The sequence below is a fragment of the Psychrobacter sp. Sarcosine-3u-12 genome (genome assembly GCF_002836005.1).
GTDB lineage: Bacteria > Pseudomonadota > Gammaproteobacteria > Pseudomonadales > Moraxellaceae > Psychrobacter > Psychrobacter okhotskensis.
The window spans coordinates 38,469-55,300 of the sequence record NZ_PJBY01000078.1; the positions used below are offsets into that span (position 1 = coordinate 38,469).

Sequence of the window (16,832 nt, forward strand, 5' to 3'; positions counted from 1 at the left end):
CCTTAGACTTATGTATCAACGATATATTATTAATTTATTATTGGTTACTTACTACTGTATTAGCAGTTCTACAAAACCTCAAACCCAAACTTACCCAACGCTTCCCTTAACATCGCAATATTATAATACGCATGCGCATTAACGGTATTTTGAAAGAAGATATATAGCGTATCAAAATGCTGACGCTGATTGGCAATCGCTTGTGCCCAATCCTGCATTTCCGCCTCGCTATAGCGATAATCATGGCGGTCAGCAGCGCTCATCGCATCCCACCAGTTTAGATTATTGCCATGCATACGCAGATAGCCCGTGCGCTCGGTAAATATCAATCGTGACGGTGGTAGACCGCTGACTTTGGGGTAATCGACGCTACACCAAATCAAGCCTTGTTTGACAAAACTATCGACCACTTGCGGGGTGTGCCAGCCATTATGACGAAACTCAACCGCTAACGGATAGTCTTTAAACCAGCTAACGAGATTGGCGAGATAAAGCCGATGCTCATGGGTACGATCAAAACCATGTGGGAATTGCAGCAGTAATGGCGCGAGAGCGTTGGCTTCGATAAGTGGCGTTAGAGCAGTAATAAATGCTTGCGCGTGTTCGGCTGTGCCTTTACGCGCGTGGGTAAAGTCTTGGTGCAGTTTGACCGCGAACTTCAATTCACTGTCTACTTGCACATAGGCTTTATTGACCATACCGGCAAAGGCTTTTTGACCGATAGGCGCGTAGAAAGTGCTATTAATCTCGACCGCGCCGTATTGCTTGGCGTATTCGCGTAAGAAGTCCGTTTTTTTGGTGCCGGTTGGGTACAGCGTACCAAGCAGATCGGTGTCGCTATAGCCACCAGTGCCAAGGTAGATACGCTGAGTAGGGGTACTTTCCATGTTGACCACCCTTTATCGATTTTAATTATGATTGCTACGCTTATTTTTTACGTGACCATAGCCATTCGATTAATGCCAATAGTGCGTCGTTGTCTGTATTATCACCAAGCTCACGAATGATGGCCGCGCGCCCGTCATTAAAGAGCGATTGCGCATAGCTGGTTGCCTGCTCAACGCCCATCAGCTTCACGTAAGTAGACTTGTCTAGTTTTTCATCGCTGCCAGCAGGTTTGCCGAGCGTATCGGTGCTAGTGGTGACGTCTAAGATATCGTCTTGTACTTGAAAAGCCAGACCAATATGCTGGGCACAATCTTGTAGAGCAATGCGTTGCGGCGCCGTAGCACCCGCACAAATACCACCCATTAGCATTGCTGCTTCTATCAATGCGCCCGTTTTATCACGGTGGATGGCTTCTAACTCGCTTTGCGTGATATCAATGCTGGCTTCAGCATTCAGATCGAGCATTTGCCCTGAAACCATGCGTCTGGCACGCGGCGCAAATATCGCGATTAATTGGCTGGCGATAGCGGAGTCAAAGGGTGCAAAAGTGGGCAGCTCTGCGGTCAATACCTCAAAGGCTAGCGTCTGTAGCACGTCACCAGCGAGTAGGGCGGTTGATTCTGCAAAGACAATATGCGCGGTCGGCTGACCACGGCGCAAGTCGTCATCGTCCATACACGGCAAATCATCATGCACCAATGAATAGGTATGCAACAGCTCTACTGCCAACGCTGCACGGCGCGCCATATCATAGTCGGAATCGTTTTCTAGTAGTGATTCTAAATCGCTATTTTGAAGGGCTTTGTTATCAATGCTTTTATCCACACTTTCATCGTCATTACTAACATTATTATTAGCGCTTCCATTAACATTGTCATTATTATTAAAGGCATCATTAGCATTGCTACGATTTATGCTGTCAAAGGCACTGGCAACCAATAATGGGCGTACCAATTTACCTTGACCAGTCATCACGTAGCGGCAGGCATCAAGCAGTGGGCTTGGCAGCTCGGCATAAGCAAACAGCACGTCGATATCTTGTGACAATTGCGCGCGCACGGTGCTGTGAAATTGCTCAGTGTTGTTGTCAAAGCTAGCAAAGGATACAAGTCTTGAAGGCATAAAGCTTGGCATAGAAGAAACAGTCATAACCCAACCATCTATCAGGTGAATAATAAAAACGGTATTAGTGTAGCATGATAGGTTGTATTGCTTATGCGACACATGGTATCAATAGAGGGTTTTTTTGCAATTTAAAGCAGTCGTATGATGGTAAGGTATCCGTGCTTGAGCGCAATATGGCAACAAGGCACCGTTACGTATTGCTGATTTAACTTAGCGGTTGAATATGTTTTGATAAGGGAGCGCGTCGGGCATTTTATGCCGATTATCTACCCTGTTTAGCGTGTTAATAATTCAGTATACAGATACTCACTAAAGCACGTTCGCCGCTAGGTAAAGGGCTAGTATCGACTTAAGAGTGACTTGCGAGTATGGTATTAGCTTGTGACAGTTAGGGGCATAATCCCCTACACTAATTGACGTAAAAATGGTCTGATGACAATGTTGACGATGCTATTGGGCTTTTGAATACGCCATCTGATTGATAAAGCTCAGTATTGGCTCAAATCCCAGTCAGTATCTACACCATGAGTACTTATAGCAATAATATATAAACGAAGCGCCTTATCCACTGGTGCAATAAAGTTAGCACCGATATATAGTAATGAGCGCTGGATAATAAAGATATCTTCACTGCTTAATCTGTCATGTATTTATGGTTATGATACAGCAAATTGGCGGTGCTATTACCCGTTTTACTAACAATAACCGGCTATTTTTTATATTCTAAAACATCGCTTTTATGATGTAATTTTTATCACTTAGCTTTTACTACATAGCCTTTATTACATAGCAAGGAGTTCCACATGGTATACCAAGGAAATCGCATCACGGTGACAATGCTAGAAGATGGCATCGCCAACATGCAGTACAACGCCGAAAATGAGAGCGTGAACAAGTTTGATGCTGAGACCAACAAGCAATTTGGTGAAGCGGTTACTGCATTAGAAAAAGCCGATAACGTCAAAGGTTTGATCGTAACCTCAAGCAAAGGCGTGTTTATCGCTGGTGCTGATATCACAGAATTTGTCGGCTCTTTTAAAAATCCAGAAAGCGAGATCAAAGACTGGGTCATTAGTATCAATCATGACTTTAATCGTTTTGAAGATTTGCCGTTTCCAAAAGTAGCGGCCATCAATGGCGCAGCGCTTGGCGGTGGTTGTGAGATGACCTTGGTTTGTGAATACCGTGTCATGAGCGACAAAGCTATCATTGGTCTACCAGAAACCCAACTGGGTATCTTCCCAGGTTTTGGTGGTACGGTTCGTAGTACGCGTGTGATTGGTATCGATAATGCGCTTGAATTAATCGCGACTGGTACACCGAAAAAACCACTGGACGCACTAAAACTTGGTCTCGTTGATGCAACCGTTGCTGCAGATGACTTGCAAGATGCTGCGATTGACCTAGTCAAAAAATGTATCTCAGGTGAGCTTGATTGGCAAGCGAAGCGTGAAGAGAAGCTTGCGCCTGTTAAGCTAAATCAGCTTGAGCAAGCGATGGCATTTAACAGTGCTAAAGGTATGATCTTTGCCAAAGCCAATCCTAAGCAGTATCCTGCGCCTGCGCTTGCTATTGAAGCAATCGAAAAGCATGTCAATCTGCCTCGTGACAAAGCAATCGAAGTCGAAGCGACTTACTTTGCAAAAGCGGCGAAAACCCCACAAGCAGAAAGCTTGGTTGGTCTATTTTTAAACGATCAGTTGGTTAAGAAACTTGCTAAGCAGCATAGTAAGCAAGCACATGAAATCAATGAAGCGGCCGTACTTGGCGCGGGTATCATGGGCGGCGGTATCGCTTATCAAGCAGCCAGTAAAGGCTTGCCAATCATCATGAAAGACATCAAGTCTGAGCAATTAGACCTTGGTATGGGCGAAGCCAGCAAGCTACTTGGCAAAATGGTCGAACGTAAGAAAATGACCCCAGCTAAAATGGGTGAAACGTTAAGCCGTATCCGTCCGACTTTGAACTATGGTGACTTTGCTGAAACTGATATCGTTATCGAAGCGGTGGTAGAAAATCCAAACGTTAAGCGTGCAGTACTAAAAGAAGTAGAAGGTCTAGTAAAAGACGATTGTATCCTAGCGTCAAACACCTCAACGATTTCTATTACTTTCTTAGCGGAAGCACTTGAGCGTCCAGAAAACTTCGTCGGTATGCATTTCTTTAACCCGGTAAGCCGTATGCCATTGGTTGAAGTCATCCGTGGTGAGAAGTCCTCTGAAGAAGCCATTTCTACTACGGTCGCCTTGGCTACTAAAATGGGTAAAGTGCCTGTCGTGGTTAACGATTGCCCAGGTTTCTTAGTCAACCGTGTGTTATTCCCATACTTTGGTGCCTTTGATTTGCTGCTTAAGCAAGGTGCGGATTTTGCTCATGTCGATAAAGTCATGGAAAAATTCGGCTGGCCAATGGGTCCTGCTTATCTAATCGACGTGGTTGGTCTAGATACCGGCGTACACGGCGCAGAAGTGATGGCAGAAGGTTTCCCTGATCGCATGAAGCCTGATTATAAAGGCGCGATTGAGCTTTTATATGAAAACAAACGCTTAGGTCAGAAAAACGGTGTTGGTTTCTATAAATATGAGATGGACAAACGCGGCAAGCCAAAGAAAGTTGCTGATGAAGCGACTTATGAGCTATTAAAAGCCACGACAGATAGCGACAAGCAGACCTTTGATGATCAAGCGATTATCGACCGCACCATGCTGGCTTTCTGTAATGAGACTGTTCGTTGCCTAGAAGACAATATCGTCAGCACGCCATCTGAAGCCGACATGGCGATGATTATGGGCGTTGGTTTCCCACCATTCCGCGGTGGTCCTTGCCGTTATGTCGACCAAATGGGTCTAGATAACTACTTGGCACTGTGTGAAAAATACGCATACCTTGGCAAAGCCTATGAAGCCCCGCAAAAGATTCGCGATATGGCAGCAGCAGGCGAGACCTTTTACGCCACGGCGTAATGGGCAGTCATTACTAGGATAAAGTGCAGTACATCATGCTCGATAAGATTATTGGTAATTAATTTATTATTAGTAACCTTAACATTCTAAATTAGATAGGCGAGCATTGCGGTACTGCCACTGACAATAAAAATTGAAAAGGAAAATAGTATGACAACTTTAAGTCCAAAAGACGTGGTCATCGTAGATGGCGTACGCTCAGCAATGGGTAAAACTAAAAACGGCATGTTCCGCCATGTTCGCGCCGATAGCATGTCTGCTGAATTGGTCCGTGCCTTGGTTGAGCGTAACGACTTTGACCCACGTGACGTCGAAGACATCATCTGGGGCTGTGTCAATCAGACGCTAGAGCAAGGTTTGAACATCGGTCGTAACATTGGTCTGCTAGCTGGTATTCCAAAGACTGCTGGTGGTCAAACGGTTAACCGTCTATGTGGTTCATCTATGCAGGCGCTTCACACTGCTGCTGCTCAAATCATGACCAACCAAGGTGACGTTTTCATCATCGGTGGTGTTGAGCATATGGGTCACGTCGGCATGATGCATGGCGTTGATCTCAACCCTGAAGCGTCAAAGCACTATGCAAAAGCCTCAAACATGATGGGCTTGACTGCTGAAATGCTGGGCCGTATGAATAACATCACCCGCGAAGAGCAAGATGCCTTTGGTCTTGAGTCGCATCGCCGTGCATGGGCTGCGACGGTAGAGGGTCGTTTTGACAATGAAATCATCGGTATCGAAGGTCATGATGCCGCAGGTCGCTTGCAACTATGTACCGTTGATGAAGTGATTCGTCCTGATGCAACGATGGAGCAAATGCAAAAGTTACGTCCAGCCTTTGATCCTAAAGGCGGTACGGTCACTGCTGCGACCTCATCTGCATTATCTGACGGTGCGTCAGCAATGTTAGTCATGAGCGCACAAAAAGCCAAAGACTTAGGTCTTAAGCCTCGTGCTCGTATTCGTAGCATGGCTGTTGCTGGTTGTGATGCCGCTATCATGGGTTACGGTCCTGTACCGGCTACGCAAAAAGCACTTAAGCGCGCTGGCATGAGCATCGATGACATGCAAACCATCGAGCTAAACGAAGCGTTTGCCGCGCAAGGCTTGTCAGTCCTAAAAGCCTTGAACTTGACGGACAAGCAAGACATCGTCAATATCAACGGTGGTGCGATTGCCCTAGGCCATCCACTAGGATGTTCAGGCGCTCGTATCACGGTTACTTTGCTAAATGCGATGGAGCAATCAGATACTGAAATCGGTCTAGCGACGATGTGTATCGGTCTTGGTCAAGGTATCGCTACTATTATTGAGCGTGTTTAAGTTCAGTTAAGCTGATATTTGTTGATTAATATGCTTTAATATCTTGTAAAATGAGCGCCTCTAACTTAATGTTGGAGGCGCTTTTTTTTTGGTTTAAGTCATAGTAATGAAAGGTAGAGTATAAATGGCACATCATAAATCGTCAGATAAGAGGCGCTTAGATTTAGAGGTGTTTAAGTTAAAAATGCGCTATGTTTTCCTTCCTTTTTTAGGTTTTAGTATTGGCGCCATTTTATTCTACAACATCATAAGATGGATGTTAGACATCTGTCTAGGGATATGGCCTCTAAAAGATACGGTCTGGAACTTAATTATCCCAATAATTATCAGTGTTATTTTAGTGCTTGTCATAATGCGATCAAGGATTAGACTGCTACGATTTGAATTATTTGATGATAATAGCGCTAATGTATTTTACTTAGTGATGATACTTGCTTTATTTCCGCCTATATCAATCAGTCAAGCTTACTTATATGAAGCAGCATATGACATTATTGATATAAGTAATATAAGTGATATTAAATTATATCCAAAACAAAAATACTTCCAATTTGATAATAAAAGTATTGAGAAACAAGGGGTTGTTTCTTACTTCAATACTAGGGAGATGGGGAAATCTAGACAAGAGTTAAAAATATACTTATATTTTGCCACTCCTTTTTATGGAGATAAAGATATCTGGTGGGGACATGCTTTTACTAAGGTTATTGATAATGATCTTGAAGAAAAAGAGAAAGTTCAACAAATAGAAAATTTTAAAAAGATTTCTAGACAACAATATGCAAATGAAGAGATATCTGCTGCTGATTATTTTGAAAAATTGCAAAACTCAGATACTAAGCATGGTTATTTAGAAGCGATTAGATTGTCAGGTCAGCAACATATTAATGACCCAATAATACTTGTATCTCAGTTGGGCACACTTAACGAAAAAGCATATAAAGAGTTAGCAAAATTCTTTAGATTTTTTATCATTGGAATGTTTATTTGCTTACTATTAGTCTTAAAAGCAACGATTGATAAAAAAGCATTTCAACAGTTTAAGGTACGCTAGATTAGTGGTGATAGTGCATGGATGATAATAACAAGCAAAGCCAGTATAGGTATAAGAATAAAAATAGAAGCAGAAACAGGAATAGAGTAAGTAAAAGGGATAAACAGAAGCGAATACAAAGCCTAAGCGCTAAAGAATCGATCAAGCTAAAACTAAAACAAATATTCTTGCCATATCTAGGTCTTAGTATCCTGACCATTCTACTTTTTGGGGCTTTACGTTGGTTGCTTGATATTTATCTAGATGTTCTACTTTTAAAAGAGGGCTACTGGGATTTTGGTATTCCTTTTCTGTTATCTGTTTTAGTCGTTAGTATTTGGATGTGGCCGAGGTATGAGCTTTTAACCTTAAAGTGGGTTAAGCGCAGTAGTTCAGGCTACTTTTTTATAACGATGGTTCTAGCATTATTGATACCGCTCGTTCTCAGCCAAAACTATTTGTCCAAAGCGGCTTACGAGGTCATTGAAGTAAATAGCTTGAATGATATTCGTCATTATCCAAAGCAAAAGTATTTCAGAGTAAATGATTTTGAGCCACTCAAATTAGAGAGCGTTTCTTATATAGAAACACAAGTAATCAGTGGACGAAATTTTGACTCAACATTGCATATTGATTATTACATTGCGACGCCATTTATAGCCGCTGAGAATATTTGGCTAGGTTCTAGCTACCACACGAAATACGATAATCGTGCAGACCAAAGTATTAAAGACAGTCAATATTCAGCATTTATTAACGACTCGCGCCATAAGTACGAAGCCAACGACCTCTCTACTATCAGCTACTTTAAGAAACTTAAATCATCAAATAGCAGAAATGCTTACTTACACACGATTTCTACGGCTAATAGGCAATCTAATTTGCCACCCTTGATATTGAAGCCAGAAACAGGATTACTTGCTGATAGCTTAGATCGTGATTTTGTTTGGGGATTTGGTTCTTTTTTTATTGGTATGGTGCTGTGCTTGTTGCTCGTTCTCGCAGCAGAGTTTGATAGTCAAGAAAAGAAAAGTACGCAAAAACATATACAAAAGCGAAAACATATACAAAAACAAAAGCCCGTAAAAAAACGAGCACCAGTAAGTGATGTATCAAAGAGCCTAGTAGTTTGGTTTAAAAATAATAAAGAGCGACCTGCGACGTTGGTGTTAATACTGACCTGTATAGGTGCATTTATACTGACCGTATTCATGGGTATGGATATCATTGACCCTTTATCTAGACAGGTAAATGGTGTAGGTGGGTTGACGATGGACGCGCTGCAAGCTGGTCAATATTGGCGAGTAGTGACAGCACTTTTTGTACACGCAGGGATTATTCATTTAGTAATGAGTCTGGGGATGCTGTTTGCTACAGGTTATATTTTGGAAAAAGTATTGGGTCCTATACGTTTTACGATTACCTTTTTTATATGTGGTATTTTCGCTAATGTTTTAGGGGTGCTATATTTTGATATGGATATGGCAGGTGTTTGGGGTGCTACATTTGGCTTGTTTGGTATCGCGATACCGTTGGTGGCCTTTAAGGTTTTTAATAAAAAATATCGAGAGCTATTCGGCGGTACTATCGCTGCGATATTAATCATTACTTTAACCAGCATGTTCTTTGCATTTATAAACACGCTCAGTTATATGGTGTATTATCTTTTAACCTTGTGTTTTGGTATTGTTTTCGGTGTGGTCATAGTCATGACTCAAAAACAGTCTTTATTACGTAATGCTAGGCGTCATAATATATAGTTATTGGCTATTCATAATCAAAAACCTATGCTAAGCAGTATTAATCAAACGTGATGAATTGTTATTAATCATTATTAGAGACTATCTCCATTGACGCCCTCAGCAAACTATGACTAAATAAGAGTAAGGCTAATAAAGACAATATCAATGATAAAATTAACATAGCCTTTAAATTAACATAGCCTTTAACAATAAAGTCAGCCGTACAAGGAGTGTACTATGTCTACTATGATTAATGATCGCACCTATCGAATCGCTCGTGAGAATACCCAAGCAATGATTGTCGATGTCCAAGAGCGCTTAACGCCGCATATCTACGATCACGAAAATATCGTCAAAAAAACCGTTACCTTGATTAAAGGGCTGCAAGCGCTCAATATTCCAATTATGCTCAATGAACAATATAAAAAAGGCTTGGGCGATACCTTGCCAGAGCTGCGCGATGTACTCGAAGGAGATAATGCCAAGAGCTTTGAAAAGGTTACGTTTAGTGCCTGCGATAACAATGATTCATGGCACCATTTAGCGCAGCAGAACCGTAGTACTGTTCTGCTTTTTGGTGCTGAAGCTCATGTCTGTATCATGCAGACGGCACTGGATTTATTGGACAATGGTATGCAGCCTGTCATTATTGGTGATGCGGTGGGTTCTCGTTTTCCTTATGATAAAAAGCAAGCAATTCGTCGTATTCGCCGTGCGGGCGGTGTAATTAGCACTGTCGAATCAATCTTGTTTGAACTATGCCGTAGCAGCGAAGATCCTGCGTTTAAAACCATTATTAATTTGATCAAGTAGGTGGTTTAAGTCTTAGTTGCTTAAAGACTTGGATAAATGTCAATTTAACCATTTATCTTCTAACTTAGAATAGATAGCGCTTGGTAAAATAAGCGCTATTTTTTTGATAACAGTAATAGTCTTTTAACGATTGCTAGATAGCAAACTAACTATAATACCTTGAGCAATGAAACTTAAAATCGCCAGAACTTATAAGCATTAAAACCAATAACTAGAGAAAACCAGAGAAAAAATAATGTCGCAAGCCAGCTCTATATCACTCACTAATTCCGAATCTACTTCACATATCGACATCGATGATGTCACTCATTTCTTATTAGAGTTAGATGCGCTCAAACGTGTGAATCGCCGAAGCTATGTGACACAGACCACTCGCAAAGAAAACTCTGCCGAACATTCTTGGCATTTGGCGATGGCATGTTGGTCAATCGCTGAATTGTTTGAGTTAGACGTCAATCATGAAAAATTGCTTAAGATGGCACTGATACATGATTTGGGCGAAATTGATGCTGGTGATACTTTTTTATACGCTGATACGCGAGTTGATGCGCACAATGAAGAGCGTGCGGGAATTGCTCGATTACAGAGCGAACGTGGTAATGGGATTGCTGATTTAAGTGAGGTTTGGGAAGAGCAGGAAACGGGTCATAGTAAAGAAACTCAGCTGCTGAGGGTGGTTGATCGCTTGTTACCGTTTTTGCTTAATTTAAATACTAATGGAAAAACTTGGATTGATGCTAATGTTACACGCTCGCAAGTGGCTGGCGCGCATGAATTTATTAAAGACAGCTTTCCGAGTATCCATGATTGGCTATCGAAGAATATCGAATACGCGACTAAGCAAGGGTGGTTGATTGATAAGTAAATTGATAGCAGATTTGACAGCTAGCCTTTTTATTTAATAGCCTTTTCATTTAATAGTGTGGTCATTTAATAGCTTTGTCATTCAATAGTATTGTCATTTAACAGCGTCACCTTGTTACTGACTCACCATGGTTGACGCTGTCTAAAACCTTTATATTGAATAGTATCAATAATAACAGAGAGGCTACATGCGCTTATTTAAAAACTATAAAACATTGTGTAAATCTCTAGCCTTTGTCAGCATGCTGGGACTATCGCAAATGGCGCAAGCGCTTGCTCCTATCAGTGATGGTGATAAATTGGCGTACGATGCCAAAAAACAGATCGGTGTTACGGTGAGTTATGATCCTACTTATCGTAAATTGGAGTTTCCGCGTGGCGATGTAGCAATAGAGACCGGTGTCTGTACCGATGTGATTGTCCGTGCTTATCGTTTGCAAAATGTGGATTTGCAGCAGTTGGTCAATCATGATATGAAAGGAAATTGGTCCGCCTATCCAAAGACTTGGGGCTTGAAGTCAACGGACAAAAATATCGATCATCGACGTGTGCCCAATCTTGAAACGTTTTTTGCGCGTCATGGAAAAACGTTATCTACGACTGATAAAGACAGCTTTAAAGCCGGAGATATTGTAACGTGGCGCTTGCCAAACGGCGGTTTGCCGCATATAGGTATCGTCTCAGACAAAGCAGCTGCTGATGGTGCGCCGCTGATTATTCATAATATTGGCCGTGGTACGCAAGAAGAAAACATCCTTTATGCTTATCCTATACACAAACACTTTCGATATTGATAAAGGCCTTTGCACAGGGTAGCCCAAAGTAGTAAAAATAGGCAATACAAAATAGAAGTAGTACAAACTAACAGCCATTAAAAAGCCCAGTTAAACGTCATCATCTACGTTTAACTGGGCTTTTTAGTACTATGATTTTCTTAAAAACTAAGCTTGCTGAGTTTTTGCCTCACCCAATAGCTGTCCCATTTTTACCACGCTATTGGCTTTCATGCTGTCCTGCCAATCCGCTTTTGCGGCTTTTGGTAAGACGACAATCGCCGTTGAACCTAAATAAAAGCGTCCAAGCTCATCGCCTTTCTCAAAGCTCATGTCGTGATCTGCTTCTTGGATGTCCTCAGTGCGGCTGATTTTTCCGGTAGCGACGGTTTCGATACCAGCGACAATCATCGCACCCACCATGACCACCGCTGCTTTGCCATATTTTGTATCAAATAAACAGACCAAGCGCTCATTACGGGCAAATAAATCAGGCACGTTAGCGGCTGTGGTATTATTGACCGAAAACAGCGTACCCGGTACATAGCGGGTTTTGGTCAAGGTACCAGCAAATGGCATATGCACGCGGTGATAGTTGCTCGGCGCTAGATATACGGTCGCAAAGCTGCCATCAGCGAAATAGCTGCCATCTTCGCTATTGGCCAGTAATTGTCCGATGTCATAGTCACGACCTTTGGCTTGCAGCAATTTATGGTCGCGTATTTGCCCGAGCTGCGAGATGACGCCATCAGCAGGGCTGACAATACCGTTTGCACGGCTATCGATGATACGGGCGTTTTCTTTGAGCTCACGGGTAAAGAAATCATTAAAGCTCTCATAAGCATTAAAGCTCTGACGCTCATACTCACCTAAGCTGACGCCGTAGGCCTTGGCAAAACTACGAATAAAGGCACGTTTGACATAAGGATGGCGGCTGGCGGCTAGACGTCCAGCAACTTTACTCAGCTGCTGCTGCGGCACAAATTGTTGAAGGGTGGCAAATAAATTCATAATGAGGCTACCAAAATAGGGTTTGATGTAATAATTAATTAGGCAAGTTAATGGCGGTATTTTATCATGGTCAGGGTATGGTTGTATGGCCATAAACTGTAAGCTATTTATAAATAAGGAAGTCCGTAAATGAGAGCACTGATACAAAGGGTGCACCGTGCGAGTGTCACTGTCGATGCGCACTGCGTTGGTGAGATTGAGCATGGCCTATTGGCCTATATTGGGTTGGGTCATGATGATAATCTGCAAAGTGCGCAGCGTATGATTGATAAAATTCTCACTTATCGCATTTTTGATAATGATGATGACCCTGCTAAGTTTGGTAAACTAGATAAAAATGTTCAGCAAGTAGGCGGTGGCTTATTACTGGTGTCGCAATTTACCTTGATGGCAAAAACAGACAAGGGTCGTCGCCCTGATTTTGGTGGCGCGATGGCACCTAATGCTGCTCAAATGTTGTTTGAGCAAATGATTACTTATGCTAAAACTCAGCATCACAATGTTGCCACTGGTCAATTTGGTGCTGATATGCAAGTGGCAAGCGTCAATGATGGGCCACTAAACTTTTTATTAGAAGTCTAGAAAGCCGTTGTCATGAAGCTGTCATAATTAACCCGTTTAATAAGTAGAAACTGGTGACTGTGTATTGCCTTTTTTGTATCTTAATTTCTTTATGTTAATTTTCCTAATTTGAGTTTTGGTGCGCTAAATTTTTGAATCTTAAAACCTAATATAGTTGATACAATTTAAAAGTAGTACAAGGCAACCGAGTGTAGAGGTATATCTAATACGTCAAGCGAGGTTAACGCAGTAATATTTTTATAGTAGAGTGACTATATGCTTAATCTAATAACAAGGCTGCCGTATGTATAATGAGCAAATTTTGATCGTTGAGGATGAGCCTGCGATTCGTGAAATGATTGTGATGACTTTAGAGATGGCTGGCTTTGATAGCCTGCAAGCTGCGGACGTAGCAGAGGCGCATCAGCAAGTGGTTGATCACCGTCCGGCGCTGATACTATTAGATTGGATGCTGAACGGCGAAAAAAGCGGCATTGATTTTTGCCGGATGCTCAAAAACGACGATTCGCTCGCCGAGATACCGGTCATTATGCTGACTGCTAAAAGTGAAGAAGACAGTAAGGTTCATGGGCTCGATGCTGGGGCTGATGACTATATGACCAAGCCTTTTTCAACACGTGAGCTAATCTCAAGAATCAAGGCGGTGCTACGTCGTAGTAGTGCACTCAGCGCTGATAAGTCTATCGAAATCGGCAAGCTTAGCTTAGATCCCAAAAGCCAGCGCGTGACGGCAGCGGGTCAGCTCATCGATATCGGTCCGACAGAGTATCGATTGTTGGCATTTTTTATGAGTCATCCAGAGCGTGCTTATACCCGGACACAGCTGCTAGATCAGGTCTGGGGCGGCAATGTCTATATTGAAGACCGGACGATTGATGTACATATTCGGCGCTTACGTAAATTACTGCAGCCTTATGATTGTGCTACGCTGATACAAACGGTACGCGGTACTGGGTATCGGTTTTCTAGCTTGATTGAATCCATTTAATCAGCCGCAGAAAATGTCTTGGTAAGCGTAAAGAAACACAGTATCTAGTGGTAGGGATGATAAATGACGATGACAACACCGATAATGCCTATGATGCCGATAGAAAATGAGCAACAGGGTGAGCAAGCGCAAGTTGCCCAGCACAATACAACGGATCAACTTAAAAAAATCCGCAGCGCCTTACGAGCGCTACGAGATGCGGTTATTTTGCTCAATGATGAAGATGGTTTGGAATGGTGGAATCAGGCAGCGGAAGACTTGTTGTTATTGCAGGCAACTGATAAAGGTCAGAGTATTTTTGACTTTATCACCGTACCAGAATTTCGCCAGTACTATCAGGCTATCACCCCACCGAGCGATGGTGTGCACATGGTGTCATGGCGAGACCCTAAACGTTATCTGAAGTGTGAGCTTACGCCTTTCGATGATGAAAAATTACTGATAATTTATGATGTGACCCGCTTGCAGCATTTGGAGGAAATGCGTCGTGATTTTGTCGCCAATGTCTCGCATGAGCTGCGCACGCCATTGACTGTGTTGATGGGATATTTAGAAAATTTCTCCGAGCAGGAAGATATGCCACCGCAGTGGCGACGTGGCTTTGAGCTAATGACTCAGCAGACTGCCCGTATGAATCGGATTGTAAATGACTTACTGCTGTTGTCTCGTATCGAAATCGATGAGACGCACGAGCTCAATGAAATTGATATGACCAAGTTACTGACGCATATCTATGATGATGCGCAAGCGTATAACCAAGAATATAATCATACTATTCATTTGCAGATAGACACTTACGATGGGTTATACGGATCAGAGATGTACTTAACGAGTGCCTTATCCAATTTGGTCATTAATGCCATCAAATACACGCCAAAGGGTGGCAATATAGCTATCAGTTGGACAAAAACAGCGGAAGGCTGCCGCTTTGCTGTTGAAGATGATGGTCTCGGTATTGCGCCCCAACATATCGAGCGCTTGACGGAACGCTTTTATCGCATCGATAGTGGACGTAGCCGTGCTAGCGGTGGTACGGGCTTAGGCTTGGCTATTGTGAAGCACGTTTTATATCAACATGAGGCGCAATTAACGATAGAGTCGGTAGAAGGCAAAGGCTCGACCTTTAGTGCAGTATTTCCAGCCGCGTATGTGCGTTCTGCCCATACCTCCTAATTTTTTTGTAGAAGTGGGTAGGGGTTAACCGCGCTGCCATTGATATAAATACCATAATGCACGTGGGTCGGCGTGCCTTTGGCATTACCGCTGTCGCCAACATAGCCAACGATATCGCCAGCATTGACCCAGTCATTGGGCGCGATGTCGGCATAATCTTCTAGATGAGCGTAATAATGTCCTGCGCCGCCCGGTCCAACCACCACCACCACGCGTCCCCCCAACGCATTGTCGCCGACTTTGCGGACGATGCCTTGCGTGGTCGATTGTATCGGTGTGCCCCGCGGTGCAAAAATATCTATGCCTTCATGAGAGCGCCCTTGGCTACGTGCAGCGCCCCAAGTATCGGTTAGATGCTGCTCTGGTAGTGGACTTGGTAGGCTATTTTCTACTGGCAACGCTTGTTGCAATAAACTCAGTTGCTGCCATTTTGCTACGACAAAAGACTGAGTCTGTTGGCTAATGCTGGGTAATAATTTATCGAATACAAATAACAGCGCCAACAAGACACTTGCCTTAATCAGTACGCTTAATACACGACTGAAAAAAGAGGGGTTGGGCTTTTGGTTGCTTCCATTTGCTTGCATCGATATCTCTTAGTTTTTTACATCAATTCTCGTCAATATTATAAAGGCTCAATTCTCATCTCTTTGTATAGCATTGTTATAGCTAGTTGTTATCTTTAGCTTTTAGCCCCATAAATGATAAGGTAATAGATAAAATCTCATCCAATAAAATTTTTTATAATGTTTTCTAAATGATAAAAACTGGCTGCTATTTATAGCCAATGTCTATGGTTAAATTTTTATGATTGATGCTTTTAATCCTGCTGATATTTCTAACATGGTCGATACGGCGCTGGTTATTGATACTGAGACCGATCAAGGCCGTGATCCACGACCGATTCAAGTAGCGACGATTAATGTGGCTAGCGGATTTGAGTGGATGAAATACTTTAACAGTGGTCGCTCAATATCCCCAATCGTCATCAGGGTGCATGGTATTACCGATGACGACGTGGCTGGGCTTGAGCGTTTTGATTTGGCGCAATTTGAATTACCCAAGTACTTAATTGGTCATAACGTACGTTTTGATTGGCGGGTGATTGGTAGCCCCTCTGCCAAGCTAATTTGTACCGTGAGGCTGGCGCGCGTGGCTTTCCCAGAATGGAGTGGCTACAGTCAATCTAAGTGTATCGAGCAATTATTGGGCAAGTCTGAGGCGAGCAAAATGACGATAGCGGCTCATGATGCGCTAGGTGATGCCCGTATGTGCTACTTGCTCTATCAAGCCTGCTGTGAGCGTTTGGAGGTTGCGCCGACTGATTTTGCTGCTGCCCATGCTATCGCTAACAAAGCCAATCCCGTGAGCAAAATGCCCTTTGGTAAGCATAAAGGTAAGCTGATTAAAGACGTGCCCATCAACTATGTGAAATGGATGCTCGGTAACATCCATAACATGCAGCCGTCGCTTTATTCAGCATTGACGAAACGTATTAAGGCAGCAGACGTAGGAAATGCACAAGAGTAAAGCGCGTTATCAGCCGTTCTATTT

15 protein-coding genes are annotated in these 16,832 nt (G+C 42.8%); 11 read left to right on the forward strand and 4 right to left on the reverse strand.

The features are described from left to right. Positions 1–68: 68 nt before the first annotated feature. A complete protein-coding gene (locus CXF65_RS04020) occupies positions 69–887 on the reverse strand; it encodes a DUF72 domain-containing protein (RefSeq protein WP_101211123.1) in 819 nt (272 codons plus the stop codon). Between the two features lie 40 nt (positions 888–927). Then, positions 928–2,037: a polyprenyl synthetase family protein gene (locus tag CXF65_RS04025; RefSeq protein ID WP_101211124.1), complete on the reverse strand. Its 1,110-nt coding sequence runs from the start codon at positions 2,035–2,037 to the stop codon at positions 928–930. A 779-nt stretch (positions 2,038–2,816) separates the two neighbouring features. On the opposite strand from CXF65_RS04025, the gene fadB reads away from it, so the two are divergent. The 7 genes from fadB to CXF65_RS04060 all read left to right on the forward strand — a co-directional run bounded on the left by fadB (position 2,817) and on the right by CXF65_RS04060 (position 11,545). Beyond that, positions 2,817–4,976, forward strand: a complete 2,160-nt coding sequence (gene fadB / locus CXF65_RS04030) for a fatty acid oxidation complex subunit alpha FadB (protein ID WP_101211125.1) — start codon at positions 2,817–2,819, stop codon at positions 4,974–4,976. Positions 4,977–5,126: 150 nt separating this feature from the next. After that, positions 5,127–6,299 (forward strand): acetyl-CoA C-acyltransferase FadA, encoded by a 1,173-nt coding sequence (gene fadA, locus CXF65_RS04035; RefSeq protein WP_101211126.1) that lies wholly within the window; start codon positions 5,127–5,129, stop codon positions 6,297–6,299. A 124-nt stretch (positions 6,300–6,423) separates the two neighbouring features. Next, positions 6,424–7,353: a hypothetical protein gene (locus CXF65_RS04040; protein WP_101211127.1), complete on the forward strand. Its 930-nt coding sequence runs from the start codon at positions 6,424–6,426 to the stop codon at positions 7,351–7,353. Between the two features lie 17 nt (positions 7,354–7,370). Continuing rightward, entirely contained in the window at positions 7,371–9,092 is a 1,722-nt protein-coding gene (locus tag CXF65_RS04045; protein ID WP_101211128.1) for a rhomboid family intramembrane serine protease, read from the forward strand. A 219-nt stretch (positions 9,093–9,311) separates the two neighbouring features. After that, positions 9,312–9,887 carry an isochorismatase family protein gene (locus tag CXF65_RS04050; RefSeq protein WP_101205330.1) on the forward strand — a complete coding sequence of 192 codons (576 nt, stop codon included), beginning with the start codon at positions 9,312–9,314 and terminating at the stop codon, positions 9,885–9,887. 235 nt (positions 9,888–10,122) lie between these two features. Further along, positions 10,123–10,752, forward strand: a complete 630-nt coding sequence (locus tag CXF65_RS04055) for an HD domain-containing protein (protein WP_101211129.1) — start codon at positions 10,123–10,125, stop codon at positions 10,750–10,752. Positions 10,753–10,939: 187 nt separating this feature from the next. Next, on the forward strand, positions 10,940–11,545 hold the full coding sequence (locus CXF65_RS04060; protein ID WP_198551960.1) for a DUF1287 domain-containing protein: 606 nt from the start codon (positions 10,940–10,942) through the stop codon (positions 11,543–11,545). Positions 11,546–11,692: 147 nt separating this feature from the next. Here the strand turns inward: CXF65_RS04060 and asd are convergent, their stop codons facing one another. After that, a complete protein-coding gene (gene asd, locus CXF65_RS04065; protein ID WP_101211130.1) occupies positions 11,693–12,535 on the reverse strand; it encodes an archaetidylserine decarboxylase in 843 nt (280 codons plus the stop codon). A 129-nt stretch (positions 12,536–12,664) separates the two neighbouring features. Between asd and dtd the strand changes: the two genes are divergently transcribed. The 3 genes from dtd to phoR all read left to right on the forward strand — a co-directional run bounded on the left by dtd (position 12,665) and on the right by phoR (position 15,278). Continuing rightward, complete coding sequence (gene dtd, locus CXF65_RS04070) at positions 12,665–13,117, forward strand: D-aminoacyl-tRNA deacylase (RefSeq protein WP_101211131.1); 453 nt, start codon at positions 12,665–12,667, stop codon at positions 13,115–13,117. 283 nt (positions 13,118–13,400) lie between these two features. Continuing rightward, positions 13,401–14,105: a phosphate regulon transcriptional regulator PhoB gene (gene phoB, locus CXF65_RS04075; RefSeq protein ID WP_101211132.1), complete on the forward strand. Its 705-nt coding sequence runs from the start codon at positions 13,401–13,403 to the stop codon at positions 14,103–14,105. Between the two features lie 63 nt (positions 14,106–14,168). After that, a complete protein-coding gene (phoR, locus tag CXF65_RS04080; RefSeq protein WP_227523193.1) occupies positions 14,169–15,278 on the forward strand; it encodes a phosphate regulon sensor histidine kinase PhoR in 1,110 nt (369 codons plus the stop codon). Here phoR and CXF65_RS04085 read toward each other — a convergent pair. Further along, positions 15,275–15,865 (reverse strand): M23 family metallopeptidase, encoded by a 591-nt coding sequence (locus CXF65_RS04085; RefSeq protein ID WP_101211133.1) that lies wholly within the window; start codon positions 15,863–15,865, stop codon positions 15,275–15,277. The genes phoR and CXF65_RS04085 overlap by 4 nt on opposite strands. Before the next feature lie 220 nt (positions 15,866–16,085). Here CXF65_RS04085 and CXF65_RS04090 point away from each other — a divergent pair, with 220 nt between their 5' ends. Then, positions 16,086–16,808, forward strand: a complete 723-nt coding sequence (locus CXF65_RS04090) for a putative quorum-sensing-regulated virulence factor (RefSeq protein WP_101211134.1) — start codon at positions 16,086–16,088, stop codon at positions 16,806–16,808. Positions 16,809–16,832 lie beyond the last annotated feature (24 nt).